At 59.8% G+C, this 24,374-nt stretch carries 25 protein-coding genes; 11 read left to right on the top strand and 14 right to left on the bottom strand.

Annotated elements, in window-relative coordinates:
- Window positions 1-75: 75 nt before the first annotated feature.
- The 4 genes from trkA to def form a co-directional block, all read right to left on the bottom strand.
- Window positions 76-1,449: a Trk system potassium transporter TrkA gene (gene trkA / locus LG327_RS04370; RefSeq protein WP_404366289.1), complete on the bottom strand. Its 1,374-nt coding sequence runs from the start codon at window positions 1,447-1,449 to the stop codon at window positions 76-78.
- 15 nt (window positions 1,450-1,464) lie between these two features.
- Entirely contained in the window at window positions 1,465-2,820 is a 1,356-nt protein-coding gene (gene rsmB / locus LG327_RS04375; RefSeq protein WP_404366292.1) for a 16S rRNA (cytosine(967)-C(5))-methyltransferase RsmB, read from the bottom strand.
- Window positions 2,821-3,756 (bottom strand): methionyl-tRNA formyltransferase, encoded by a 936-nt coding sequence (fmt, locus tag LG327_RS04380; protein ID WP_404366295.1) that lies wholly within the window; start codon window positions 3,754-3,756, stop codon window positions 2,821-2,823. It lies immediately after the preceding gene.
- 126 nt (window positions 3,757-3,882) lie between these two features.
- The gene (def, locus tag LG327_RS04385) at window positions 3,883-4,386 is read right to left on the bottom strand and encodes a peptide deformylase (RefSeq protein ID WP_404366298.1); all 504 of its coding nucleotides are present in this window, start codon (window positions 4,384-4,386) and stop codon (window positions 3,883-3,885) included.
- 312 nt (window positions 4,387-4,698) lie between these two features.
- Between def and LG327_RS04390 the strand changes: the two genes are divergently transcribed.
- The 8 genes from LG327_RS04390 to LG327_RS04425 all read left to right on the top strand — a co-directional run bounded on the left by LG327_RS04390 (window position 4,699) and on the right by LG327_RS04425 (window position 11,575).
- The gene (locus LG327_RS04390) at window positions 4,699-5,718 is read left to right on the top strand and encodes a LysM peptidoglycan-binding domain-containing protein (RefSeq protein WP_404366301.1); all 1,020 of its coding nucleotides are present in this window, start codon (window positions 4,699-4,701) and stop codon (window positions 5,716-5,718) included.
- Between the two features lie 91 nt (window positions 5,719-5,809).
- A complete protein-coding gene (gene dprA / locus LG327_RS04395; protein WP_404366304.1) occupies window positions 5,810-7,045 on the top strand; it encodes a DNA-processing protein DprA in 1,236 nt (411 codons plus the stop codon).
- Window positions 7,046-7,073: 28 nt separating this feature from the next.
- On the top strand, window positions 7,074-7,649 hold the full coding sequence (locus LG327_RS04400) for an L-threonylcarbamoyladenylate synthase (protein WP_404366307.1): 576 nt from the start codon (window positions 7,074-7,076) through the stop codon (window positions 7,647-7,649).
- 22 nt (window positions 7,650-7,671) lie between these two features.
- Window positions 7,672-8,595 (top strand): oxygen-dependent coproporphyrinogen oxidase, encoded by a 924-nt coding sequence (gene hemF, locus LG327_RS04405; protein WP_404366310.1) that lies wholly within the window; start codon window positions 7,672-7,674, stop codon window positions 8,593-8,595.
- Window positions 8,588-9,421, top strand: a complete 834-nt coding sequence (gene aroE / locus LG327_RS04410; protein ID WP_404366313.1) for a shikimate dehydrogenase — start codon at window positions 8,588-8,590, stop codon at window positions 9,419-9,421. The genes hemF and aroE overlap by 8 nt, the downstream gene beginning before the upstream one ends.
- A 110-nt stretch (window positions 9,422-9,531) precedes the next feature.
- Window positions 9,532-10,305: a MotA/TolQ/ExbB proton channel family protein gene (locus LG327_RS04415; RefSeq protein WP_404366316.1), complete on the top strand. Its 774-nt coding sequence runs from the start codon at window positions 9,532-9,534 to the stop codon at window positions 10,303-10,305.
- Window positions 10,306-10,308: 3 nt separating this feature from the next.
- Window positions 10,309-11,139, top strand: coding sequence for a flagellar motor protein MotB (locus tag LG327_RS04420; protein WP_404366319.1), 831 nt, complete (start codon window positions 10,309-10,311; stop codon window positions 11,137-11,139).
- A 115-nt stretch (window positions 11,140-11,254) separates the two neighbouring features.
- Window positions 11,255-11,575, top strand: a complete 321-nt coding sequence (locus tag LG327_RS04425) for a PA4642 family protein (protein WP_404366321.1) — start codon at window positions 11,255-11,257, stop codon at window positions 11,573-11,575.
- A gap of 40 nt (window positions 11,576-11,615) precedes the next feature.
- Here the strand turns inward: LG327_RS04425 and LG327_RS04430 are convergent, their stop codons facing one another.
- Complete coding sequence (locus LG327_RS04430) at window positions 11,616-12,071, bottom strand: Hsp20/alpha crystallin family protein (RefSeq protein WP_404366324.1); 456 nt, start codon at window positions 12,069-12,071, stop codon at window positions 11,616-11,618.
- 190 nt (window positions 12,072-12,261) lie between these two features.
- Window positions 12,262-12,801, bottom strand: a complete 540-nt coding sequence (locus LG327_RS04435; RefSeq protein WP_404366326.1) for a gamma carbonic anhydrase family protein — start codon at window positions 12,799-12,801, stop codon at window positions 12,262-12,264.
- 86 nt (window positions 12,802-12,887) lie between these two features.
- Here LG327_RS04435 and prlC point away from each other — a divergent pair, with 86 nt between their 5' ends.
- Both prlC and LG327_RS04445 read left to right on the top strand, forming a co-directional pair.
- Window positions 12,888-14,933: an oligopeptidase A gene (gene prlC / locus LG327_RS04440; RefSeq protein ID WP_404366329.1), complete on the top strand. Its 2,046-nt coding sequence runs from the start codon at window positions 12,888-12,890 to the stop codon at window positions 14,931-14,933.
- A 59-nt stretch (window positions 14,934-14,992) separates the two neighbouring features.
- A complete protein-coding gene (locus tag LG327_RS04445) occupies window positions 14,993-15,259 on the top strand; it encodes a YheV family putative zinc ribbon protein (RefSeq protein ID WP_404366332.1) in 267 nt (88 codons plus the stop codon).
- An 11-nt stretch (window positions 15,260-15,270) separates the two neighbouring features.
- Here the strand turns inward: LG327_RS04445 and LG327_RS04450 are convergent, their stop codons facing one another.
- From LG327_RS04450 to LG327_RS04485, 8 genes are all read right to left on the bottom strand, one after another.
- Window positions 15,271-15,501, bottom strand: a complete 231-nt coding sequence (locus LG327_RS04450; protein WP_404366335.1) for a DUF1653 domain-containing protein — start codon at window positions 15,499-15,501, stop codon at window positions 15,271-15,273.
- A gap of 131 nt (window positions 15,502-15,632) precedes the next feature.
- Complete coding sequence (locus tag LG327_RS04455) at window positions 15,633-16,019, bottom strand: DoxX family protein (RefSeq protein ID WP_404366337.1); 387 nt, start codon at window positions 16,017-16,019, stop codon at window positions 15,633-15,635.
- Between the two features lie 96 nt (window positions 16,020-16,115).
- On the bottom strand, window positions 16,116-16,568 hold the full coding sequence (locus LG327_RS04460) for a group 1 truncated hemoglobin (RefSeq protein ID WP_404369216.1): 453 nt from the start codon (window positions 16,566-16,568) through the stop codon (window positions 16,116-16,118).
- A gap of 26 nt (window positions 16,569-16,594) precedes the next feature.
- Window positions 16,595-17,419 carry a DUF3034 family protein gene (locus LG327_RS04465; RefSeq protein ID WP_404369219.1) on the bottom strand — a complete coding sequence of 275 codons (825 nt, stop codon included), beginning with the start codon at window positions 17,417-17,419 and terminating at the stop codon, window positions 16,595-16,597.
- A 50-nt stretch (window positions 17,420-17,469) separates the two neighbouring features.
- Window positions 17,470-19,833 (bottom strand): putative bifunctional diguanylate cyclase/phosphodiesterase, encoded by a 2,364-nt coding sequence (locus LG327_RS04470; RefSeq protein WP_404366340.1) that lies wholly within the window; start codon window positions 19,831-19,833, stop codon window positions 17,470-17,472.
- Window positions 19,833-20,504 (bottom strand): methylamine utilization protein, encoded by a 672-nt coding sequence (locus tag LG327_RS04475; protein WP_404366343.1) that lies wholly within the window; start codon window positions 20,502-20,504, stop codon window positions 19,833-19,835. The genes LG327_RS04470 and LG327_RS04475 overlap by 1 nt, the downstream gene beginning before the upstream one ends.
- 135 nt (window positions 20,505-20,639) lie before the next feature.
- Window positions 20,640-21,290 carry a hypothetical protein gene (locus LG327_RS04480; protein WP_404366346.1) on the bottom strand — a complete coding sequence of 217 codons (651 nt, stop codon included), beginning with the start codon at window positions 21,288-21,290 and terminating at the stop codon, window positions 20,640-20,642.
- Window positions 21,291-21,452: 162 nt separating this feature from the next.
- Window positions 21,453-22,784 carry an MATE family efflux transporter gene (locus LG327_RS04485; protein ID WP_404366349.1) on the bottom strand — a complete coding sequence of 444 codons (1,332 nt, stop codon included), beginning with the start codon at window positions 22,782-22,784 and terminating at the stop codon, window positions 21,453-21,455.
- Between the two features lie 373 nt (window positions 22,785-23,157).
- Between LG327_RS04485 and coxB the strand changes: the two genes are divergently transcribed.
- Entirely contained in the window at window positions 23,158-24,282 is a 1,125-nt protein-coding gene (gene coxB / locus LG327_RS04490; protein ID WP_404366352.1) for a cytochrome c oxidase subunit II, read from the top strand.
- Window positions 24,283-24,374 lie beyond the last annotated feature (92 nt).

The raw sequence follows: 24,374 nt of genomic DNA on the forward strand, positions 1-24,374 counted from the left end.
CCCTGCTGAGGTGAATGACCAACGTGCGAGGGGCTTCCAGAGGCGCCTGACAGCGACTATGCGGGTCGTGCCCTGTCAGAAGAAGGTCAGCCCGACCTGGAATAGCCGCTCCACGTCCCGGATCCGGGATTTGTCCACCAGGAACAGGATGACATGGTCGTCCGGCTGCACCCGGATGTGGTCATGGGCGATAAGCACTTCGTTGTGCCGGACGATGGCGCCTATGGTGGTGCCCTCCGGCAGCTGTATCTCGTCAAGGCGCTTGCCCACCACCCGGGAAGACCGATGATCACCGTGGGCAATGGCCTCGATGGCTTCGGCCGCACCGCGGCGCAGGGCATGGACATTGACTACGTCACCCTTGCGCACATGGGTCAGTAGGCTGCCGATGGTGGTCTGCTGGGGCGAGATGGCGACATCTATTTCGCCCCCCTGGATAAGGTCCACATAATCCGGGTTGTTGATCAGGGTCAGAACCTTGCGGGCCCCCAGGCGTTTGGCCAGAAGCGAGGCCATGATGTTGGCCTCATCGTCATTGGTTACTGCGCAGAAAACGTCGGTCTTCTCGATATTCTCTTCCAGGAGTATGTCCTTGTTGGCGGCGTTGCCTTCCAGAACGATGGTCTTGCGCAGGCTCTCCGACAGCATCACGCAGCGCTCCCTGTCCCGCTCCAGCAGTTTCACCTGGAAGCGTCCCTCCAGAGTGCGGGCAAGGCGCTGGCCAATGTTGCCGCCGCCGCAGATGAAAATCTTCTTGTAGGGTTTTTCCAGCGGCTGCAACTCACTCATGACCTTGCGAATGTGATCAGTGCCGGCGATGAAGAAGACCTCGTCACCGTCTTCGATGACGGTATCGCCCTGGGGGATGATGGGCCGGTCCTTCCGGAAAATGGCGGCCACCCGGGTGTCGGTCTTGGGCATGTGGGAGCGCAGGAAGGCAAGCTCGTGGCCTACCAGGGGGCCGCCTTTGGTGGCCCGTATGGCCACCAGACGCACCAGCCCCTTGGAAAACTCCAGCACCTGAAGGGCGCCGGGGTATTCAATCAGCCGGGTAATGTGCTCGGTGACCACCTGCTCCGGACTGATCAGCACATCCACCGGAAAGCCGGATTCGCTGAACAGCTCCTTGCGGGCGAGATAGGCGTTGGCCCGGACACGGCTGATCTTGGTGGGGGTCTTGAACAGGGAGTAGGCCACCTGGCAGGCCACCATGTTGACCTCGTCGCTGTTGGTGACGGCAATCAGCATGTCGGCGTCTTCCGCCCCGGCCTGTCTGAGGATCGTGGGATAGGACCCGCGTCCCTGGACCGTGCGGATATCGAGCCGGTCCTGAAGTTCCCGGAGGCGCTGGCCATCGCTGTCGATCACCGTGATGTCATTGGCTTCGTTGGCGAGGTTTTCCGCCAGCGTGCCACCGACCTGGCCGGCGCCGAGAATGATGATTTTCATAAGCCGCTATCCTGGTCAGACATTCTTTATGGGGGGCCCCGGCGCCTGGGTGCTGCGTTCCAGAACCGAGTAGAAAAAGCCGTCGTGAGCCTGGCTGTCCGGCAGCAGCTGCCGACCGAACCCGGTATCCATACCCCAGGAAACCTCTGGCCCGATCAGCCTCGCGTCAAACTGCTGGCGGAGAAACCGCTGGATTATACGGTGATTCTCCTGGGGGAATACAGAGCAGGTGGCGTACACCAGCCGGCCGCCCGGTTTCAGCGTCAGCCAGAGGCTCTCCAGCAGCCCCAGCTGGATGCCGGCCAGCGGTGTGATATCTGCCTCGCGGCGCAGCAGTTTGATATCCGGGTGACGGCGGATCACGCCACTGGCACTACAGGGTACATCCAGCAGAATCCGGTCGAAAGGCTCGCCGTCCCACCATTGCCCGGTATCAGCCGCATCGGCCTCTTTCAGGGTGGCGGACAGGCACAGCCGGTCAAGATTTTCGCGGATTCTGGGCAGGCGGGCGGCGGACTGGTCAATGGCTACCACCTCCGTCAGTTCCGGGCAGTGTTCCAGGATCGCGCAGGTTTTGCCTCCGGGCGCGGCGCAGGCGTCAAGCACACGCTGTCCGGGCGCCAGATCCAGCAGGGTCGTACAGAGCTGGGCGGCTTCATCCTGCACGCTGACTGCGCCGTCACCAAAGCCTGGCAGGCGTTCCACCGGCACCGGCTTGGCAAGCTGTATGCCCCAGGGTGCGAGTTCTGTGGGTTTCGCCTCAATGCCGGTATCCGTCAGCCACTGCAGGTACTGCTCCCGGCTGCCCTGGTCGGCGTTCACCCGCAAGGTCATGGGTGCCTGGGTGTTGTTGGCCGCAAGAATCTCCTGCCAGTGATCCGGCCAGTTGTGGCGCAGTTTGGCCACTATCCACGCGGGGTGGCTGTATATCACTGCCGGCTCGGTGGGCTCTGGCTCGCCTTCCCGCTCGGCAGCCCGCAGAATCCCGTTTACCAGGCCGGTGAGATGGGGCTTCCCCAGCGCGCGACAGGCTTCCACGGTTTCATTGAGCACTGCGTAGCTGGCCTGCTGGCTGAACCTGAGTTGAAACAGGGCTACCAGCATCAACTGGTGTATGACCCGGTCGGATTTTTTCAGCGGCTTTTTCAGCCGTTGAGCGAGTTCGGCATCAAGGCGGTGGTACCAGCGGCAGGTGCCGTAGCACAGCGCCTGAAGTTCAGGTTTCTCCTGCGGTGTAATGCTGGCATGGCCGAGGGGCAGGCACTGGGCCAGCGACTGGCCGTCTTCCACGGCCTGCAGAACCCGGGCAGCAGCAGCTCTGAGTGGCTGGGTCTGGCCAGCGAAATCATCCGGATGGGAAAAAGCCGTCATTCAGCGAAGCTCCTGACCAGGCATCAGCAGCTGTTTGCCACCATTGATCAGATCACTGGCGGATTGGGGGCGGGCACCCGGAATCTGCAGCTGGGTGATGCGCAGCAGACCCTCGCCGCAGACCACGTCGATGCCGGATCTGTCCCGGATAACCACGGTTCCCGGCTTTCCCGGTATGGAATCCGGCAGGACCTCTGCCTGGTGAATCCGGATGCGCTGCTCTCCCAGGTCCGTGTAGCTTCCGGGCCATGGATTGAAGGCACGGATCTGCCGCTCGATATCGGCAGCGGCTCTGGACCAGTCAATCTGGCCTTCCTCCTTGGAAAGTTTGCGGGCATAGCAGGCTTCGCTGTCGTTCTGGGGTTCGCCTTTCAGCTCACCCCGGGCGAGCAGGTGCAGAGCCTCCACTATGGCTTCCCCACCAAGGCCGGCGAGCCGGTCGTGGAGGCTGCCACCGGTGTCATCTGGCCTGATGGGGGTGGCGAGCTTCAGCAGCATGTCACCGGTGTCCAGGCCTTCGGCCATCTGCATGATGGTAATGCCTGTCTCCCGGTCGCCGGCGGCAATGGCCCGCTGGATGGGGGCAGCACCCCGCCAGCGCGGCAAAAGGGAGGCGTGTATGTTGAGGCAGCCATGGTCAGGGATGTCGAGCGTGGCCCGGGGGAGAATCAGGCCGTAGGCTGCCACTACCATCACCTCTGGCTTGAGGCCGGCCAGTTCTGCCTGGGCTTCGGCTGTTTTCAGGCTCTCTGGCTGGTATACCGGCAGGCCGGCATCCAGCGCTACCTGCTTGACCGGGCTGGGGGCAAGCTTGCGGCCACGGCCGGCTGGCCGGTCGGGCTGGGAATAGACTCCGGCAATGGTATGGCCGGAAGCAATCAGCGACCGAAGCGCTGTGGCTGCAAAATCCGGGGTTCCGGCAAAAACGATGCGCACGGGGTGATGATCTCCGTCTGTTCCGGGACAGGCCCGAGTGAGTAAAGAACCTGGCGGATAAAAAAAGACCGGGCTTCGACCCGGTCTTTTTTTATCCGCACTTGATCGCCAACGACCAATAGCCGGTCAGGCGCGAATCTTGTGCTGCTTTTCCAGTTTCTTGCGAATACGGGTCCGCTTCAGGGGGCTGAGGTAATCCACAAACAGCTTGCCATTCAGGTGGTCCATCTCGTGCTGGATGCAGACAGCCAGAAGTCCGGTCACTTCCATCTCGAAGGGTTCGCCGTCCCGGCCAATGGCCTTTACCCGGACGTGATCGATGCGGTTGACCTCTTCATAGAAGCCAGGCACGGACAGGCAGCCTTCCTGCATCTCCTGATAGTCCCCCTCCAGCACTTCCACTTCCGGATTGATCAGTACCAGTGGTTCGCTGCGGTCATCGGACAGATCGATCACAACGATCTGCCTGTGCACATTCACCTGGGTGGCGGCGAGACCGATCCCAGGCGCATCGTACATGGTTTCGAACATGTCATCGATGAGCCTGCGGGTCTCGTCTGTCACGCTGTCCACCGGCCTGGCTATGGTACGCAGCCGCGGGTCCGGGAATTCGAGGATCTCTAGTATCATGGCGCCCTGGTCTGTTTGGGTTCGACGGATATCGGGAAATGCGACGGTGTACTGAGCAAATTCCCCTGTCACAGCTATTATGGTCGGGACAACCCGTCTGGTTTCAAGTAAGTTCTTTTCCGGATGCGTTATTATCTCCCATCTTCCCCGTTGATTACAAACTGATCAGTGGTGCACAGAATTCACTGGAAGAACAAAAGATAACATCACAATTTGCCGCACTTCTTCTATAGTAAAGCAATAGAGTCAGGTCTGATGTCCCGGCCCGGACACAGAACCCATCGATAAAGGCACGCGATCAAGGACTTAACAATGAGGAAACTGCTGTACGCTCTGGCGGCAACAATGCTGCTGGTAACCGCCTGGGTGCAGGCGGCCGAGCCCGAGCTCAGGCCGGACCACCCCGAGCGTTACACCGTTAAAAAGGGTGACACCCTCTGGGACATCTCAGGCCGGTTCCTGAACAGCCCCTGGAAATGGCCGGAAATCTGGCACGTGAATCCCCAGGTGGAAAACCCCCATCTTATCTACCCGGGCGATGAGCTGGCGCTGGTATATATAGATGGCAAGGCAAGGGTGACCAAGGTGGGAGCCAGCGGAGTAGTGAAGCTGTCTCCCCGGGTTCGCTCCACGCCGATCGAAATGCCGATTCCGGCCATTCCGCTGGATGCCATCAGCAGCTTCCTTAGCGACACCCGGATAATTGCCGCAGAAGAGCTGGAAGACGCGCCCTACGTGCTTGAGGGCGAAGAGGGTCGCATCATCACTGGCGCCGGAGACCGGCTCTATGCCCGCGGTGAAAAGCCGTCCCAGAATGTTGGCATTTTCCGTCGCAGCAACACCTATGTTGATCCGGACACGGGGGAATTCCTGGGCCTGGAGGCCAGAGCTATCGCCCACGGCGAGGTGGTTGCCGAAAACAGTGACGTTCTGACGGTGAAGCTCAAGCGCTCCAATGAGGAAGTCCGGATTGGCGACCGCCTGCTGGTCAGCGAAGACCGCGCCATCACCGCCCGGTTCAATCCCAGTGCTCCTGAGAGTGATATTGTGGGTGAGATGATTTCCGTGGAAGGCGGTGTCAGCCAGATCGGCCAGTACGATGTGGTCACCATCAACCGTGGCAGCCGTGAAGGCCTGGAAGCTGGTAACGTGCTTGCAGTTTTCCGCAACGGCAACACCGTTAAAGACCCCTATACCGGTGAGCAGGTGGAACTGCCTGCGGAGCGGGCCGGTCTGCTGATGGTTTTCCAGACCTACGAAAAAGTCAGTTACGGTCTTATTCTGAAAGCTACCCGGAGCCTCTCCATTGGCGACGAGGTGCGTAACCCCTGATTGGCGGGCGGAACAGACAGTAACAAACCGACGGGAGTCTGCCTGAAAGCAGCTCCCGTTTTTCATGATAGCGGTTGCCCGGATGGCAGCCATGAAGATCAAAGGATGGATCATGACCCAGCTCCTCAAAGCTGCGACCCCGGATAACGCCGTCTTTGACAGCACTGAAGCTGCCTGGCTTATGCTTAGCCATTTGCCCCGCATGGGCGTCCGGCGCTGGCATGCGGTCAGGGAACACCTTGCCTCTCCCCTTGAACTGCTGGAAATGAATTCTGCCACTCTCCGGGCCATGGGTCTGGAAGCCCGGACCTGTGAGGTTATTGCTGCATGGCAGGGCCGGGACGCAGGTCATCCTGAGGTGGCGGAGGTTGTGACGATCAGGGCGCGATGTGCCGCTGCCGGTATCGGGATTCTGCCCTGGGACAGCCCTCTCTACCCGGAGGCCCTGAGCGCCATCCATGATGCGCCACTGGTGCTCTACACCCGCGGCGACGCCACCCTCCTGCAGCGTTCCCAGATAGGCATTGTGGGCAGCCGCAGCGCCAGCCGGACAGGGCTGGAACATGCTGCACAATTCGCCGCTGCGCTCAGCGAAAGAGGCTACCTGGTGACCAGTGGCCTTGCTCTCGGCGTTGACGGCGCCGCCCATGCCGGCGCCCTGGACGCCGGCTTTCCCACCATTGCGGTAATTGGGACAGGCGTTGATGTGGTTTATCCGCGACAGCATCAGGCTTTAACGGAGCGGATTGCGGACGAGGGCCTGATGGTTTCGGAACTGCCGCCCGGCACGCCAGCCCGGGCGGCCCATTTTCCCCAGCGTAACCGGATCATCAGCGGCCTGAGCCGGGGGGTGCTGGTGGTTGAGGCCAGCCCCCGTAGCGGCTCCCTGATTACGGCAAGGCTGGCACTCGAACAGGGCCGGGAAGTGTTTGCCATACCAGGCTCGATCCACAACCCCCAGGCCAGGGGGTGTCACCAGCTCATCCGCCAGGGCGCAACCCTGGTGGAAACGGTCGCGGACATTGAAGAAGAACTCAGTGCCTGGTCAACAACCCGCCCCGCGGTGAAGCCGGCAGTGAGGCGAAAACCCACGCCGGCGAAGGAGGTGGCTGCGGCTGTGGAACCTCCCCTGGCGGGGCTGGTGCCTGCCGGCCTGGAGGCGCGGGAAATCGCCGTGCTTGAGGCTTTAGGGTATGATCCGGCCTCCACTGACGTTCTGTGTACCGCAACCGGGTTGCCCGCTGACGAGCTCATGCAGTCCCTGCTCCTGCTCGAAATGGAGGGCCTGGTAGACTCTGCTCCCGGAGGCTATCAGCGACTTGCCTGAGCGGTGCCTGTCTGGATAATGATCCGATATGACCAATGACTTTTCTCCGCTGTCCCAGTGGCAGCTTGATCGCGCCCGTCGCACCGTCCATCGGGGTGGTGTTATCGCCTATCCGACGGAAGGTGTCTGGGGTCTCGGCTGCGACCCCTGGAACCCGGACGCGGTTGAAGAGATTCTGGAACTCAAGCAGCGCCCGGCTCACAAAGGCCTTATTCTGGTAGCCGCTTCGACCGACCAGATTGAATTTCTTCTCGCTCCGCTGGACCCGGAAATGAGGGAAAGGGCAACCCGGCACTGGCCCGGCCCCGTCACCTGTCTTCTCCCTGACCCGGAGGACCGTGTTCCCTTTCTGGTGAAGGGCGACCACAGTGCCATTGCCGTGAGGGTCAGTGATCATCCGGTGGTAAAGGCGCTTTGCGAGGCCGCAGGTCAACCTCTGGTGTCTACCTCCTGCAACCCCGCCGGCCGCCCCCCGGCCCGCCACGGCTGGCAGGTACGGCGCTATTTCGGTCAAGGCCAGGTCCATATTGTTCCCGGAGCTCTGGGAGGAAACCGCAAACCCAGCCGGATTCTTGATATCGTGACCGGCCAGTGGCTCCGTTAGCTTTTCCATCAGGAGAAATCCAATGTCCATAACTGATACTGAGGCCGTCCGCCACTATCTGCTGGCGCTTCAGGCGTCCATCTGTGACCGGCTTACGGAGCTGGACGGAGGCGGTGAGTTTGTCACTGAAAGCTGGACCCGACCCGAAGGTGGCGGTGGAATCAGCCGGGTGATCGCTGACGGCGCGGTCATTGAGAAAGGCGGAGTGAATTTCTCCCACGTCATGGGCGAGACCATGCCGCCATCCGCCACGGCCCATCGGCCCCACCTGGCCGGCGCTCCCTGGCAGGCCATGGGGATGTCTCTGGTGATCCACCCTCACAATCCCTACGCGCCTACCTCGCATGCCAATGTACGATTTTTCAGCGCCACGCCGCCGAACGGCGAGCCTGTCTGGTGGTTTGGTGGGGGCTATGACCTGACGCCCTATTACGGCTTCGAGGACGACTGCGTCCACTGGCATCGAACGGCCAGGGATGCCTGCCTGCCCTTCGGAGAAAAGCTCTATGCGGACTACAGGCACTGGTGCGATGAGTATTTCTATCTGCGCCACAGGAACGAGCCCAGGGGTATTGGCGGGCTCTTCTTTGACGATCACAATACCGGGGACTTCGACCGGGATTTCGCCCTTATGCAGGCAGTGGGCGATAGCTACATGGATGCCTACGGCCCCATTCTGGCCAGACGCAAAGATCATCCTTATGGCGAACGGGAAAGGGATTTTCAGCTTTACCGCCGTGGCCGCTACGTGGAGTTCAACCTGGTATATGACAGGGGCACCCTGTTCGGGCTGCAGTCTGGCGGCCGCACCGAGTCCATTCTGATGTCACTGCCTCCTCTGGTGCGCTGGGATTACAACCGGGTACCCGAGCCCGGCAGTGCCGAGGCACGGCTGACTGAACATTTCCTGACCGCCCGGAACTGGCTGGAGACAACCGATGACTGATGACCTCTACGCAGTGGTGGGTAATCCCATCAGCCACAGCAAATCCCCCTGGATTCACAGCCATTTCGCCCGGCAGACAGACCAGGCCATGGAGTACACGGCAATCCAGGCGCCCCTCGCCGGCTTTGAGGACACGGTGACCGGGTTCTTCGACCGTGGCGGCAAGGGCCTCAATGTTACGGTGCCCTTCAAGGAGCAGGCCTGGAAGATGGCCCGCAGGCGAACCCCCCGGGCCGAAAAGGCCGGGGCCGCCAATACGCTTTTCCTGGACAGTGAAGGCCTTCTCACTGCCGACAACACCGATGGCAAGGGCTTGGTGGTGGACCTGACCATAAACAGCGGCTTTGCCCTCACTGACAGGCGGGTGCTGATACTGGGCGCAGGTGGTGCGGTCCGGGGGGTGCTGGGGCCGCTACTGGCGGAGCATCCCCGAGCCCTGGTCATTGCCAACCGGACACCGGACAAGGCCCGGAGCCTGGCAGAACTGTTTGCGTCCGAGGCCGGTGCGACCGAACTCAGCGGCTGCGGGTTCGACGGGATTGAGGGAGAATTCGACCTGATCATCAACGGCACCAGCGCCAGCCTGCAGGGTGATCTGCCGCCAATCTCCCCTTCCCTGGTTGGGCCGGAAACCCGCGGATACGACATGATGTACTCCCATGAGGTCACCCCTTTTAACCGCTGGGTGCTGGACCAGGGCGGCCGCCTGGGCACGGACGGCGTTGGCATGCTGGTGGAGCAGGCCGCTGAATCCTTTGCCATCTGGCGGGGAGTTCACCCGGAGACTGCGCCGGTTATCGCAGCCCTGAGATCTGGAGCAGGCTGATCTGATCATCATGGGCTATTCTTGGGCCTGGACAGGTTTTTCTGCCATTTCCATGCTGTTGATGGGGACGTGAAGATGGACGTAAGCAGTTTGCAGGGCGAGGTTGCAGTATGGATGTCCTGACCCTGGTCGGGCTGTTTGCCGCGGTCCTGATTGTCGTGCTGGCGATGCTCTCCAATGCCAGTATGCTGACCTTTCTCAATCTGCCTGGTCTGGCACTGGTTCTCGGCGGGACCTTTGCCGTCACCCTTATCAAGTTCCGCCTGACGACGGTAATGAGTGCCTTTCGTCTGGCTTTTGCCACCGTTTTCAGGGACCGGCTGGAGAAACCCGTCAACCTGATACAGGAAGTCAGCACCCTTGCCCGCCTCGTACGCAAGGAGGGAATTCTGGGTCTGGAGAGCCATGAGACCAGCAACGAATTCCTCAGAAAGGCCATTAACCTCTGTGTTGATGGCCACCCGCCGGAGCTGATCGACGAAGCCCTGGCCCAGGACATCCAGCAGACCATGGAGCGCTACGAGGTTGCCGAAAGGGTATTCCGGGGCATCGGAGAGTCAGCGCCGGCCATCGGGATGCTGGGAACCCTGGTGGGACTGGTGCAGATGCTGAACAGCCTGGACGACCCTTCCTCCATTGGTCCGGCCATGGCCATTGCCCTGCTTACCACCCTCTACGGCGCCTTTATCGCCCAGCTGATCGCCCTGCCTCTGGCGGACAAACTCCAGCTCAAGGCCGAAGATGAGCAGCGCAACCGGTTGCTGATCGCCACGAGCATCCAGAACATCATGCGGGGTCAGAATCCGCGGGTCATGACAGAGCTGCTTTCCGCCTTCATTACTCCCGAGCAGCGCGCCGCCCTGGCCCAGGAGCGGGAGGCCTGAGGCATGGCGATTCTGCCCGCAAAAAGTCAAAGGCGTGCCCGTGGAGCCCCGTCCTGGATCGTCACCTTTGCCGACCTGGCCACTCTGCTCCTGACTTTCTTTATCCTGCTGCTGTCGTTCGCCGAAATGGACGTGGAAAAATACCGGGCCATGGCAAATTCCATGTCCTCAGCACTGGGTAGTAGCAGGGTACTGGATGAAGACATTGGCGGCTCGCCTCTTACCCTCATCGAGAGTGATACTGTTTCGCTTCCTGATCCCGAAGACGCAACCCGTGATGAGCCGGAATTTATTGATGAGCGGGGAGGCGCCGGAACGGTCACCCGGGTTCCCGAGGGAGTTGTCGAGCTGTCTTCCCGGCTAATCGAAGAGCTGGAACCGGAGGTGGCCTCGGGCGATCTGACCGTCAGTTATGACACCGAAAAGGTTATCATCCGTTTCTCTGAAGATGCCACTTTCCGTTCCGGGGAGGCCACCATCAAGCCTGACATGATCCCCATCATCGAGCGGGTGGTAGGCGTGCTCTCCCGGTGCAGTGGTGAGGTGCTGGTAGCCGGTTACACCGATGACCGCCCGGTTGTCAGTGGGCGCTACCGGTCGAACTGGGATCTGTCCGCCGCCCGCGCGGTTTCGGTGGTTCATGAACTGGTGCTCAATCGCCAGGTCTCCGCCGAGCGGGTTACAGCAGCCGGCCGCGCCGAGACCAATCCTCTCGCGCCCAACAACAGCCCCGAAAACCGCGCCCGCAATCGCCGTGTTGAGATTGTGATCCGGAGTCCCGAGTGCGAGGAAGCCGCCAGCTCCGGCGCACTACCCCTTGAAATACTGTCATAATTCCATACCCTTATGCTCCACAGCGACTACCTCAGATGGAATTCATATAACCAAATGGCCGTCAGATAGTTATACTGTCGCCCCTCTGACAGGCAGGCGAGATGAGAGAAGGATCATGAGTGGACCGGAAAAACCCAAGGTCATCGGTGAGGAATGGAGCGATGAGCGGGTCAAGAGCTTTCTTTTCATCAGCCCTTATGATGCCCGCATCAACCCGGATTTCAATGCATTGCTGAAAGCCTATCAGGCCATGCGTGCATTCGATTTCGAGCGGTTTGTCGGATTTTTTACCGAGGCTGGCCGGGACATCAATGCCCTCAGCGAATCAGGCGAGACAATTCTGGATCACGTGTCCGAGCACCGGCGCAGCACTGAGTACGCCAGAGCTCTCAGGGCTGCTGGTGCAAAAAAAGCCGCAGAGCTGAAGCAGGAGTAACCTTCCGGTTTTTCCGCTGGCCCCTGCGGCGCCTGAGCGGTCAGTGCACGTCAACCTCAATGGCTTTCGGACGCGCCGGCTCGGTTTTGTTGAGGGTCAGCGTCAGAATGCCGTTCTTGAATTCGGCTTTCGCGCTTTCCTCATCCACATTGTCCGGCAACGTGAAACGACGTACGAACTTGCCATAGACGCGCTCGACACGGTGCTGCCGGCCTTCCGTTTTTTCGTCGGCTTTTTTCCGTTCACCCTCAATATTCAGGACACGGTTCTCAACGGTAACCCTGATATCGTCCTTTTCCATTCCGGGCAATTCGGCGTCGATCTGATAGGTCTCCGACGTTTCCCTGACATCGACTGCAGGAACCCAGTCAGTGCGACCGAACAGATCCCGGTTTTCCACATCACCGGGAGAAGTTGGCAGCCCGAGACTGCGGTTGTAGCGATCGAACAGATCGGCAAATTCTGAAATTGGATTCCAGCGTGTGAGATTTGCCATTTTGAAACACCTCCTGTGAAACTGAAATCAATGGGTTTGACATCAGCTTTGCTCGCGGGACGGCTTCATCCCGGCGGATCCGCCGGATGGCTGCTCCGTGAACTCCAGCTACGGTAAATGTGTGAACGGCGGAGAGAATTTCAAGTGCCGGCAGGTGCCCGGGGGACCAATCAGGCAGGTTAAATTTTGTTCAACCATTTTCCCGGATATGCTCGTCCTTCAGACGGACATAGTTGCCTGCGGTATAGGCAAAAAAGCTCCGTTCCTGGTCGGTCAGCGCCCGGGCCTGACGGCAGGGCGAACCCACATACAGGTAGCCTGATTCCAGGGTTTTTCCAGGCGGTACAAGGCATCCAGCCGCAATGATCACCTCGTTTTCCACCACTGCGCCATCCATAATGATGGAACCCATGCCCACCAGAACCCGGCTGCCAATGCTACAGCCGTGCAGCAGCGCCTTGTGGCCAACGGTGACGTCATCACCAAGAGTGGTGGGCCAGCCGCCGGGGTTGTAGTCGCTGGCATGGGTGATGTGCACCACCGAGCCGTCCTGGATGCTGCAGCGGGCGCCGATACGGATTCTGTGCATGTCACCCCGAATCACTGTCATCGGCCAGACAGAGGAATCCTCCCCCAGCACCACGTCGCCAATGACCAGCGCGCTGGGGTCTACCCAGGTACGCGCGCCGAATTCAGGCGTGTTACCCTTGTGAGAACGGACATTTGCCATTACATATACTCCTATGGCTAATATTTTGAGAGCAAAGTACCTGACAAACCAAAGTACTCGACAAACAATGGACAGAGAAGGCCCTTATGAACAATCCGCTGTTGACCGATGACCTTTTGCCGCGCTTTGACCACATTCGAACCGAGCACATGGAACCGGCCATTGATCAGATCCTCAGTGAAAACCGGGTCAAGATCCAGAGCCTGGCGACCCAGGAAGACCCGAGCTGGCATACCCTCGCCCTGCCAATGCAGGGGCTGGAGGATCATCTCAACAATGCCTGGTCGGTGATCTCCCACCTCAACAGCGTCGCCAACACCGAGGAGCTGCGCAAGGTCTACAAGACCTGTCTTGACCGGCTGACGGAATACAGCACCGAGCTGAGCCAGAACGAACAGCTCTGCGAAGCCTACAAAAAGCTGGCAGCCCGGGATGACTTCAAAGATCTGGATGAGGCTCAGCGGAAGTCAGTGGAAAATACCCTCCGGGACTTCCACCTTGGCGGTGTGGATCTGCCAGAAGAAGACAAGACCCGGTACGCAGAACTCAAGATGGAACTGGCGGACCTCTCCAACCGGTTCAGCGACAATGTGCTGGACGCCACCGAACACTGGACCCGCCACATCACCGATCCGGAGGAGCTCAAAGGACTTCCGGAGACAGCCCTGAACGGAGCGCGCCAGGCAGCAAAGCAGCGCGACCTCGATGGTTACGTGATCACCCTGGATTTCCCGAGCTTCCATCCAGTGATGACCTATTGCGACAACAGGGATCTGCGCCGGGAAGTCTATGAAGCCTTTGTCACCCGGGCTTCCGACCTGGGGCCGGATGCCGGCACCTGGGACAACACGCCGGTCATGGCGGAAATTCTCAAGTGTCGCCATGCCCTGGCCAAACTGCTCGGCTTCAGCAACTACGCCGAGCGGTCGCTGGAAACCAAGATGGCCCGCAGTACGGACGAGGTGCTGGATTTCCTGAACGAGCTGGCGAAAAAATCAAAGCCGGTGGCCGAGAAGGATATGGAGGAGCTGCGCGCCTTTGCCCGTGATGAGCATGGCGTCGAGGACCTGGAGGCCTGGGATATAGGCTATTACAGCGAAAAACTTCGCCAGCAGCGCTACGACATTTCCGCCGAAACCCTGCGCCCCTGGTTCCCCGCAGACAAAGTTATCTCCGGCCTGTTCAAAGTCACCGAGAAACTTTTCGGCGTGCAGATCGAGGAGCAGCCAGATGCTGAAACCTGGCATGAGGATGTCACTACCTACCGGATCATCCGGGATGGCGAGCCGGCTGCGTATTTCTATTTTGACCCCTTTGCCCGTCAGGGCAAGCGGGGGGGTGCCTGGATGGCCGACTGCCGGGTAAGGTGGCGGGATCTGCGCGGGCAGTTGCATCTTCCGGTGGCCTTCATGACCTGCAACTTTACTCCCCCGGTGGACGGCAAACCCTCCCTGCTGACCCATGACGAGGTGACGACCCTGTTTCATGAGTTCGGGCACGGCCTGCACCATATGCTGACCCGGGTTGATGTGGCTGATGTGTCCGGCATAAATGGCGTTGCCTGGGACGCGGTCGAGCTGCCCAGCCAGTTTCTGGAGAACTGGTGCTGGCACCCTGAGTCACTGGAGCTGATTGCCTCGCATCACGAAACCGGCGAGCCCCTCCCACGGGAGATGGTGGACAAGCTGCTGGCGGCGAAGAACTTCCAGGCCGGCATGCAGATGGTGCGGCAACTGGAATTTTCCCTGTTTGATTTCCGGCTCCATGCGGAATTTAGCCCGACGGCGCCGACCAATCCGCTGGACATGCATCGCAAGGTCCGCGACGAAATTGCGGTGATCAAGGCGCCTGAATTCAACCGCTTCCCCAACAGCTTCTCCCACATTTTTGCCGGTGGTTATGCTGCGGGCTATTACAGCTACAAGTGGGCAGAAGTTCTGGCGGCAGATGCCTTCTCGCTGTTTGAGGAGAAAGGCATCTTCGATCCGGATACCGGCCGCTCGTTCCTCGAGAATATCCTCGAGAAGGGCGGGTCCAGAGAACCTATGGAGCTGTTCAAGGCCTTCCGGGGACGCGAGCCCAGGGTGGATGCACTGCTTGAGCAGACAGGCATCAGCTCCCGGGCAGCCTGAGCCGAACCCGGCCGGTCAGCCCCTGCTGCCGGCCAGTATTTAATGATGGAGACCTTTTCATGGCAACACCCAGACGGTTCATCGCAGGCGCAGTCTGTCCCCGCTGCGCGGAGATGGACAGGATTGTCATGTACAGCAACGAGAAGGGCCAGTTCCGGGAATGTGTTGCCTGTGGCTTCGCTGACCGGGAGGGGGAACGAGAGCCTGCCGTGGCAGAGCTTCAGACCCGGGTTAACAGCCGCATCAACACTGACGATCACACCGTGAAGCAGGTGGTTTTTTTCAGGGCAGCTGATGCGGATGACGACAGCAGTGAGGAGAGCTGACCGGACAGGGGTCACCCCTGTCGTGATTCACCGACCCAGGTAAACCTCGGAACCTGCTCTCCTGCCACTTCCACGGTTTCCCGGAACATGGTGAGAGGGCGGACCCACAGGCCCTGGTCCCCGTAGAGGCACCGGTAAACCACGAGAAGTTCTTCCGTCTCGCTGTGGCGGGCGGTACCTATGACCTCGTAATCCCTGCCCTTGTAGTGTCGGTAAAGACCGGTTTTGACGATAGATGTCATAAAAAGAACCCTGGACATGAAAATGTTTGACCTGCCGCACTATGCCACAGGCTAACATGCCGAAAGTCATCCGTGCCGGTCATTCTGCAGCCATTCCGTTTAATATTCAGAGTGCCTGAATAACGGGAGCCTCAGTTTTTGAGTCTGTATCGGCCGGGCCCCAGGAAAATCAGGGCAAATGCAATAAACAGGAAAAAGCCCTGGAGTTCCAGCGCCCAGCCCCCGGTACCACTGAGGCTTGAAAGCTGGCTGCCATGGGCGAGAGCGATGGCCACCAGCATGTTGAAGACAATGAGCAGAGCGCCAATGCGGGTGTGATAGCCAAGTATTACCATCAGTGGCGCGATCAGTTCCCCGACAAAAACCCCGTAGGCGAAGATGGTGGGTATGCCGTGTCCCCCCAGCATGTTCTCGATGCCACCAACCCCGTGAAACAGCTTGGCAACGCCGTGAAACAGCAGCAGGCCGCCCAGGGTCAGGCGAATGATCAGTTTTCCCAGATCAGCGTTTTCCAGCAAGGCGGCGTCCTTCGGTGAGTTTTGTCAGTCATCCCGGGCAGGGACAGGTAGCAGAAATCCGGGCAAGGGTAGCCTGAATCCTGCACTCAGGCCACCTCAGGAGCCGACAATTTCCGGATGCAGGGGGATCAGCCTGGCGAGGAGCCGGTTCTGTATAGCCGGGGGTATATGGTTTTTCTCCATCGCCAGTATGAGGCCTTCCACCAGGGCATTGAACTGGGTCTGGCTGATGTCCATGGCTTCATGGGATTCTTCCATGCTCATGCCGGTGTAGCTGCAGGGGCCGCCGGAAAGCTCGCAGAGCTGGTCACTGAGGTTGCTGTGGAACCGCTCCACATTCAGGCCGCGAAACTGAAAAGCAATGCGTTCATCGTCCACTATGATGTAAAGAAGGTCTTCCACGACCTGCTCTATTCCGCTCCTTCTTCCAAGGGCTGTGTAAAGGCTGCTGTTCCCGGCCGGGGAATCTGGCCGTGTCTCCCCTGGTGCCGGGACAGACTGACAGGAGGCGACCAGGAGGCTCAGCATCAGAGGCAGAACAGATTTCATCGGGTTCACGAGGTGTCTCCGGGTTGCTAGAAGCTGCCCTGCAGCGAAAGGTAGGCGCCCTGCTGGTCTTCCAGACCAGCGATGTCGCCAAGGCTGAGCCAGGCGGCAGTTACTGTCAGATGCCGGTCGGGTATCCAGACGAGAAACAGGTCATGCCAGTCATCTTCCCCGGCGAAGCCGAGGTTGTCGGGCTTCTGGCGATATTCAGCACCCACCAGCCAGCGTCGGCTGAGAAAAACACCAAGGCTGCTCTCGAGCATGAGTTCATGGCTGTCCCCACGGTCGCCGCCAAACCCCAGAAGGCCGCCCTGGTTGGCCCGTGTGCTGCGCAGAGTGGCATTGACCAGCAGGTTGCGGTCCATGACAGCGGCAAAGAAGAGCCTGCTTCCTGCCAGCAGCACGTCGGTGCCCGAGTCGGACCCGGCCCCTGCTGCGTCCGGGACCTCGAATTCACGGGTGCGCTTGTGCTGGAGGCCCAGGGACCACTGGCCAAGGGGGGCGTAAACGGCATCGCCCTGGAGCCTGATCTTGAGGCCGAAGATATCCTGCACCAGTTCATCCTCACCGAGGTCTGCCCCCAGCGTGTCGAGATCCAGGGTCTGACGGCCGGCGCTCAATTCAATTCGATTGCGCCAGTTGAGGGTCAGTCCGGTGAAACCCAGGGTGTAGTCGTCCAGCTCAGCCCGGCTAACGGCCAGTGTGCCGCCCCATTCCTCGTCGCTGGCATAGCCGCTGAGTAGCGCCCAGGGCACAATCCCGCCGCCGGCACTGCCTTCTATGGTGGTCACGCCGCCGGTCGCCCAGAGCCGGCTGCCGGGGCCGGCCTGAGCCTGGGCCAGCACCAGCATCATCAGCATGCCGCAGACTCCGGAGCGCGCCAGGGAGGGAACAGGCAGCTGTCTCATCCGGTTTTTTCTCCGGCTTGCCTGCGCAGCTCGGGGGCTCGCGCGGCAAAATCCATGGCCCACTGCAGCAGGGCCTCCGGTGCCATGGGCCTCGCCAGAAAGAAGCCCTGGGCCAGATTGCAGCCCCAGCGCTGCAGCAATCGCCAGCTTTCCAGGTTTTCGATGCCTTCTGCCACCACGCTCAGTCCCAGCCTGTGGGCCATGTCGATGGTGGACTGAACGATAAGCTGGTCCTGGGGTTGCTCATTCAGTCGCAGCACAAAGGATTTGTCGATTTTCAGCTCATGGACTGGCAGCGAGCGCAGCTGGGCCAGCGAGGAATAGCCGGTGCCGAAGTCGTCCACGGAAAGCCGGAATCCCAGAGCACGGAGCCTCTCAAGGGTCTGGATGGCCAGACCCGGGTCCGACATGACCGCGCTCTCGGTTACTTCAAAGGTGATGGTTTCCCGCAGCCCGTTCCAGTTGCCAAAGATGGTCATGACAAGGTCCGGAAGCTTCCGGTTGCTGAGATCGAGAGCGGACAGATTGATGGCAACGCCGGTATCAAGTCCCTGCCTCCGCCAGGATGCAGAATCCCGGGCAATCTGCTCCATGATGAAGCCGGTCAGATGGTGAATCTGCCCCGATCGTTCCGCCAGCATGATGAACTCTTCCGGATTGATGAACCCGAGTTCCGCATGTCGCCAGCGCACAAGGGCTTCCACCTGGTGAAGCCGGACGGAGTCGAAGGCGATTTTGGGCTGGTAGTTCATGTGCAGCTCGCCATTGGTCATGGCGGTTTCCAGATCCCGGATCAGCCGCAATTCCCGCAGGTGACTTTCGTCGCCCCCTGGCTGGTAAAAGGCGGTATGACTTTCAGCCCTGCGGGCCTGTTCAAGGGTCAGATTCACCCGTCGGCGCACTTCGTCCGGAGTGCCGGCCTGCTCAGGCAGCTGCAGAACGGCAATATGAATCTGGAGCTGGATGGGAGTCTCGTAGATAACGATGGGCTTTTCTGCCTGGCCCCGCAACTCGTCAATGAGAGCCTCCAGTCGCTCTCTCCCCTCATTCGGCACCAGGGCCATGAATTCGTTGCCGCCAGTCCGGCCAAAGGAGCATTCCACCGGCAGCTGGCCCCGGAGCCTCAGGCCGGTAGCGACGATGACCTGGTCTCCGAAGGCAAAACCGAGGGTGTCATTGATGGCCTTGAAGTCGGCAACGGTAAACGCCACCACATACTGTGAGCAGCGCGCTTCAAGACAGTTCCTGATGCCAGCGTCTATGGCTTTCCGGTTTTCCAGCCCTGTAAGCTCATCATGAATCGCATTGTGTTCAAGTTGATGTTCCCGCTCCCGGACACGGAACAGCATCCTGGTCAGGGCATCGGCCAGCACTTTCAGTTCGCCACCGGCCTGGAGTGCGGGTGGGCTGACGTTCCGGCTCTCGCCGATGGCGCGGGCAAAATTGGCCAGCTGCAGGAGCGGGCGGCCAAGGGTCCTTGCCATGGCCATGACCAGAACCGCTGCTGCAATCAGTACGATGAAAACCAGCAGGGCAATGTCCCATGCGAGCTGATAATAGCCTCTGAGGGCCTCGCTCCGGCTGCTCAGAAGCAAAAGGTGGACCGCCCCCCTGTCGCTATCGCTGACCGGCAGCACCCGGCTGAAATATCGCTGGGTTTCCAGCATCCGCTCGCCCGGCGCGGAGTCGGAAGCTTCCAGAAGGTCCGGGTCGACTGCCTGGCCCGTCATGCTGCTGGCAAGCAGGGTCACCTTGCCGTTCTGGTGATTCCTCAGAAGCACCTCGGTGCCGGTAAGATTGCTGATGGAACTCGCAAACCGGTCATCCAGGAGGAATCCGGCCAGCAGCCATGCCCGCAACCCGGCGCCCCGCACAGGCACCACGATGAGCTGCCAGGCCTGCCCCTCCCACGTCCGGATGTCGGCCGCCTGGCCCGGGCCTCTGGCTTCAGCCAGCAGCTTCTGAAACGGCGCCGGGGCTCCGTTTTCCAGGCCCTGAAGATTCGCCACAAGTTTGCCGGAGTTGTCCGTGACCAGGGCGAGGTCGGCCCCGGCCCGGGCGGTCTGGTTTGCCAGGGCGCTGGTAATGGTGGGCACATCCCCGGCTGCGACTGTGGAGCGGAAGCCGAAATCCTCTGCTACCACCTGGAGCCGGGAGGCCAGGAGTTCGGTGCGCCTCGCCAGCAGTTCACTGGCCACTTCGCGAGCGACGGACAACTGGTCCCGGGCGCGACTTTTTTCCGCCTCGAACAGATTTACCAGCAATAGACCCGCAATGCTGGCCACTGTGATGAATACTATGGCAAGCATGGTGATCATCAGCCGGGCCCGGAAGCCGGCGAACAGGTGTCGTGGCGCCATCACAGTTCCTGGAAGCGTTTCTGAAGGCCTCCGAGACCCATGCTGTCGGCCTGCTCCGGAGCCAGTTCCAGTGTCAGCGACTGCTGTACCGGCCAGGAGCCGGGTAAATGCCGGACTTCGCTGATCGTATTATCCTGCAGCCGGGGATGCCACAGCCTTATCTCCAGGCCGCTCCCACTCAGCATCCGGTCCGGGACGTCCAGCCGGACCCGGCCATCGGCGCCGGAGCGGGCGACATGGGGTGTGTCCGCCACCAGGATAAACGCCTGCATATGATCGTGAATATTGCAGCCCAGTTCGACAATCCCGGTCCGGTCGAACACCACCGGAGTCTCGGGGTGGCCGGCGTAAAGCTCGATGTTGAAGGGTTTCGTGCTGGAGAACGAATAGACATGATGCTGGGTGTTGTCATTGTTGGGGAAAGACACCTCCGACCCCCTGACAACAGTCAGAATGTGGGGGTCAAAGGCGCGGTTTTTCTGGGACATTACGGCCCGGTCAGGCACCACCCCGGCAGTGCCTCCCACCTGGACAATTACATTTGCCAGAGGTCTGGCGTTTGCTGCCTCGGTAAAGGTCAGCTCCACTACCCCCGCCCGGGCCGTGCCGCAGATCAGCAGGAATAGTCCGCAGTAGATGAGGGTCTGGTCTGGCCATAACTTTGGGAGCATGCTTGTTTTACCCGTACATTTGCACTGGCGAAAATTTCACCCGGTCATCAGCACGGGTATTGCGACGGCACCAGTTTTCCCCGGGTGGTTCCGGACATTACGGAAGCATAACGCTTGTGAATGCGAATTACAGCTCTACCTGGGCCCCGGACCCAGTACGAAGTGTATATGGTTGCGTTTCAGCAGATTTTCCCAATACTTCCTCATCCAGCCCCAGGCCGTATGCCTGACCTGTCTTACGAATGGATCCAGATTCAGTTCATAATAATCGGGTGAGCCTGCAATCTGGAGCACCGTAATCGTGATGGACTGATCAAGTTCGTTGGCAAAGGGCTCGCCGATGAGCTGATGAGCCACAAGGTTGGCTTGGGTAGCCTCTATGTCCACCAGTCGGCTGCGGCGGATGGAGTAGTTGTTTTCGTACATTTCTTCCATCAGGCGATGGCACTGGTAGGCACGTATCAGCAGTCCATCCAGGCCATCGTATCTGGCCAGCAGCACGGAGGGCTGGGTAAAATACCGGGTTGCAGCATGGATAAAGGGTTCAAACAGCACCGTTTTCCCGGCCTCCCGGGAGCAGGCATCGACACACTCGATGAGCCGGGGGGCCATTTCGATGTATTCCACGGCGAACTGGAACAGGCTGGTCGCCGGGTCATGGCCATCCACGACAATGGTCGACGGCAGGGCGGCAGCCTTCGTCTGAAGCTGACGCAGGAAAGCCCCGGACCTTGCTTCCTGCCGGCGCGCATGATCGATGATTTCGAGTACCGCCTCTGGTGTCATATCCGGAGAGACCGATCTGTGTACTGAAAAGGGTCGCAAGGCGCCTCCAGGGAACCGTCAGCTATCCATCGTCAGGCGAGACTCTACTGACCGCTTGCAGCGTAAGCCCGCCGTTTCTGATCAGTGTAGTTGAGATTCCTGTGGTTGCCCGGGCAGAGCGATTTATGTGAACCAGGAATCATTGTGACTGCGGTGCATGAACACCAGTCCCATGGTGGCTGCCCGCGCCAGCATGAGAAAAACCAGGGAAAACCACAGACCATGATTGCCCCACCCGGTGGTCAGCCACCAGGTGGGAAGAAAGATCACCAGGGCCGAAAAGAGCATGGTGTTCTGCATATCCCGGGTGCGGGTGGCGCCAATGAAGATACCGTCCAGCAGGAACCCCCACACTGCCGCGAGGGGCAGCATCCACAGCCATGGCAGGTAGAGTCGGGCGGTTTCCCGGACTTCGGGGATGCTGGTGAGCAGGCCAATGAGGGTGTGGCCAGTGAGCACAAAAAGCAGGGTAAAAAGCAGTGCCCCCCAGAGGGACCAGCGCAGAGTGGTTCTGCACACCTCCCGGAACTGGTGGCGGTCGTTGCCACCAACGGCTTCCCCCACCAGGGCCTCGGCAGCATTGGCAAAGCCGTCCAGACCGTTGGAGATAATCATCAGGAAAGTGATCAACACGGCGTTGGCGGCCAGAATGATATCTCCCTGGCGCGCTCCCTGGGCGGTAAAAAAAGCCAGCACCAGCAGCAGGGTGATGGTACGCACCATGATGTACCGGTTTACATTCAGAATTCGCCCGTAGTCTGCCAGTGATCCCAGTAGGGCTCGTGTCAGGCGCAGGTTCCCGGGCAGACGCCTGAGGACCAGGGCAAACCCCAGGGCCGCGGCGGCGTATTCCGCGATCACCGTGGCCAGCGCAACGCCCTGGCTGTTCCAGCCAAGAACCGTCACGAACAGGACATCCAGCAGTATGTTGAGGCTATTGGCCGTGATCAGCATCAGCATCGGCCCTCGGGGGAACTGCATGCCAATCAGCCAGCCCACGAGGGTGTACTGGCAGAGCACGGCAGGTGCACTCCAGATGCGAATTGCCGCATACTCGCCGGCCAGCATTGCCACCTCTGGACCCGGATTCATAAGCACCAGGCCGAGCCGAATGACCGGCTGATGAAACAGGATGAGGATGAGTCCGATCACCACAGCCAGCACCACCGAGCGCACCAGCAATCCGGCCTGAGCCTCGCTGTCTCGCCGCCCCCAGGCCTGGGCTGCCAGCCCTGTAGTGCCCATCCGCATGAAGCCAAAGCTCCAGTACAGAATGGTGAACAGATTCGCTCCCACTGCTACTGCCCCAAGGTATTCCGGCCGCTCGAGATGACCCAGAACGGCGGTGTCCACCAGCCCCAGCAGAGGGACGCTGAGGTTGGTAAGCATCAGTGGCCAGGCCAGGGCCCATAGTCTCCGGTCTGTTCCGGAAAAAGGCGGAATCAGCCGAATCATCTCAGGTTCTGTCCCGGCGGCGCTTCTCAAATTTACCGCTGTTTGTGTTGGCAGCTTCTCTCTTATTCATTTTTAATATAACCAAGCAATCTTTTAGGCATTTAAAGTTCACCCATTTTTTTGAGAGTTGGGGCATCCTCTGCCTATACTAGGCGCGATTATCCGTGAACAGAGTCTTCCGATCGGCCTCTGTGGTGTGTGCGAGCACTTCGGAGTGGTTCATCGGAAAGCTAAACTTCCTGCAGCAGGGAAGTGTCACGCAGAACATTCGAACATGCCAGCTGCCCTGCCTCGCCGCCAGAAATTTTCATCTGGCAGCCCGTGCGAGTGGCTGTGTGCTCATGACAAGAACAACACTCTGTGGAGACACGGTATGCACGTGCACGTTAAACGGGCGGGCGCTCTTCTGGGCGCATGTCTGGCATCATCCCAGGCTTTCGGAGCCTGGACGCTGAACATGGCTCCGGGTGTCACCGGTTCCAGCAACGAAATTTTTGATCTCCACATGACCATTCTCTGGATCTGCGTTGTCATCGGCATCGTGGTATTCGGGATAATGTTCTGGTCCATCTTTGCCCACCGCAAGTCCAAGGGCTACAAGCCGGCCCATTTTCATGAAAACACCCTTGTGGAAGTGGCCTGGACCATTATTCCCTTCGTCATCCTTGTGGTTATGGCAATACCTGCCACCGCAACCCTTGTAGACATGTACGACTCGGAAGAGTCCGATATAGACATCAAGGTGACCGGCTACCAGTGGCGCTGGAAGTACGACTACATCGGAGAGGAGTTCGGTTTCTTTTCCAACATGACTACTTCCCAGGATGAGATGTACAACCGGACCGAAAAATCCGAGCACTATCTGCTGGATGTGGACAATCCCATGGTCATCCCGGTTGGCAAAAAGGTCCGCCTGTTGCTGACCGCCAACGATGTCATCCATTCCTGGTGGATACCTGCCTTTGGCGTCAAGAAGGACGCCATTCCCGGCTTTATTAATGAGACCTGGACCCGGGTGGACGAGCCGGGTATTTATCGCGGCCAGTGCACGGAGCTCTGTGGCCGGGGCCACGCTTACATGCCTGTGGTGGTCAAGGCTGTGCCCCAGGAAGAATACGACGAGTGGGTTGCCGGGCAGAAAGCGGCTGCCCAGAAAGAGCGTGATCTGACCGGGAAAGACTGGACCATGGACGAGCTGATGGAGCGCGGGGAACAGGCCTATGCCACCAACTGCGCCTCCTGCCACCAGGCTGACGGTTCTGGCATGCCGCCGACTTTCCCTGCCCTCAAAGGCAGCATGATTGCCACTGAAGACATGCAGGCTCACCTGGATGTAGTGGTCAATGGTGTGTCCGGTACATCAATGCAGGCGTTTGGGCCCCAGCTCAGCGAGGTGGATCTTGCCGCAGTTATTACCTATGAGCGCAACGCATGGGGCAATGACACAGGTGAAATGGTCACGCCCAAACAGGTGTTCGATTACAAAAACCAGGAATGATTGCAGCGGGCGGGCGTTCCGGCTTCCGCCCCGACTGAAACGTTCGCCAGTTAATACATGTCGCCAACAAGAGAGAACAGGCGTCTACGGGG

The organism is Marinobacter sp., from assembly GCF_044799475.1.
GTDB lineage: Bacteria > Pseudomonadota > Gammaproteobacteria > Pseudomonadales > Oleiphilaceae > Marinobacter.